Annotated in this window: 1 protein-coding gene; it reads right to left on the bottom strand. The window is 42.9% G+C overall.

Annotation, left to right across the window (positions count from 1 at the left end; all coding sequences use genetic code 11):
- Nucleotides 1-43: 43 nt before the first annotated feature.
- The gene (locus tag QUB52_RS29090) at nucleotides 44-1,234 is read right to left on the bottom strand and encodes an RNA-guided endonuclease InsQ/TnpB family protein (protein WP_332976351.1); all 1,191 of its coding nucleotides are present in this window, start codon (nucleotides 1,232-1,234) and stop codon (nucleotides 44-46) included.
- Nucleotides 1,235-1,403: the final 169 nt, after the last annotated feature.

The following is a 1,403-nucleotide window of genomic DNA, read 5'->3' as shown; positions in this document are numbered from 1 at the left end:
TTGACACTCAAGCGGGAGTCAACGCCACGCTCGATTCTTGCTTCTATGAATCGACTTGCCGATGCAGAATTACTTCAACATCGGTAGCGGTCAATTCTCCACAAGCGTTCAAGGTATTGTTACCCCAAGTTCCGGTATGCCCTACCGTACTTAATCCCCGACTTAGGATATTCTTAGCTGCATTGTGATCACGGTCTAAAACACATCCACATCTACAAACGTGAGTTCGTGTTGATAGACTCTTCTTAACAATCGTTCCGCAGCTAGAGCATTCTTGGCTGGTTCCATTGGGTGAAACGGCAATCGTAATTCTTCCGAATACTTTGCCAAAATATTCCATCCAAACTCGGAACATATACCAAGATGCGTCGTTAATCGATTTCGCTAGACAGTGATTCTTCACCATGTTCTTAATCCTCAAGTCTTCGTAGGCTATGCAGTCGTTAGACTGAATTACGCATCTTGCTAATTTCACAGCAAAATCTTTACGTTGTCTACTTATTTTGAGGTGGCGTTTTCCCAGAGTCACTCTGGCTCTTTTTCTGTTGTTGGAACCCTTGACGCGCCTTGATACCCGTCTTTGGGACTTCTTCAGTCTACATTCTCCCTTGCGGAGAAATCGTGGATTCTCTACTGCAATTACATTGGAGTCGGTGTAGAATTCTTTCAATCCTACGTCTAGTCCAATGGCATTTCCAGTTATTTCTACGACTTCGGAACGGTCAACCTGAATGCAAAACTGAACGTAATAGCCGTCTGCACGTTTTACCAACCTGACTCGTTTAATTTGAGTGACTTGGTAGAAATGCAAGTCGCGTGTCCCTTTTAGTTTCAGCTTCCCAATCCCCTGTTTGTCGGTAAAGGTGATGGATTTCCTATCTGTTGCCAATTTCCAACCGCTAGTCTTATATTCGACTGAGCGGTTGTCTTTTTGGAACTGTGGAAATCCCTTTTTACCGGGAACCTTCTTCTTACAGTTATCGTAGAATCGGGAGATTGCAGACCATGATCTTTCTGCACTCGCCTGTCGAGCCATACTGTTCAATTCATCACAAAACGAAAATTCTTTTGCTAATAATGCACAGTATTTACTTAGATCGTTTTTACCAATCTTTTCGCCATCCATCCACAAGCGAATTGCTTTGTTTCGGATAAATTGTACTGTTCTAATAGCTTGATCGACAGCATCAAACTGCTGTCGCTTTCCGTATATTTTGAATTCAAAAACTAGCATGACTTCGACCTGATCACGATATACTTACAACAGCAAAGTTGGTGTAAAACAAATACAGTCTGTGACAATACTTTACAAGAAAGACTGAAGGGGACTGAAGTCCCCGCCCGCTTTCATCGAGCGCACTAAAGTCACGCTCGCTTTCCGCATTCCGCTAGTTTTTTTGTAA

This window comes from Microcoleus sp. A6-C6, assembly GCF_036705955.1.
Lineage (GTDB): Bacteria > Cyanobacteriota > Cyanobacteriia > Cyanobacteriales > Microcoleaceae > Microcoleus.
This window is presented reverse-complemented; position numbering and strand designations above follow the sequence as displayed.

Bases quoted from the DNA above. Each gene is read 5' to 3' on its own strand.
- QUB52_RS29090 (WP_332976351.1), bottom strand. From the start codon at position 1,234: ATGCTAGTTTTTGAATTCAAAATATACGGAAAGCGACAGCAGTTTGAT.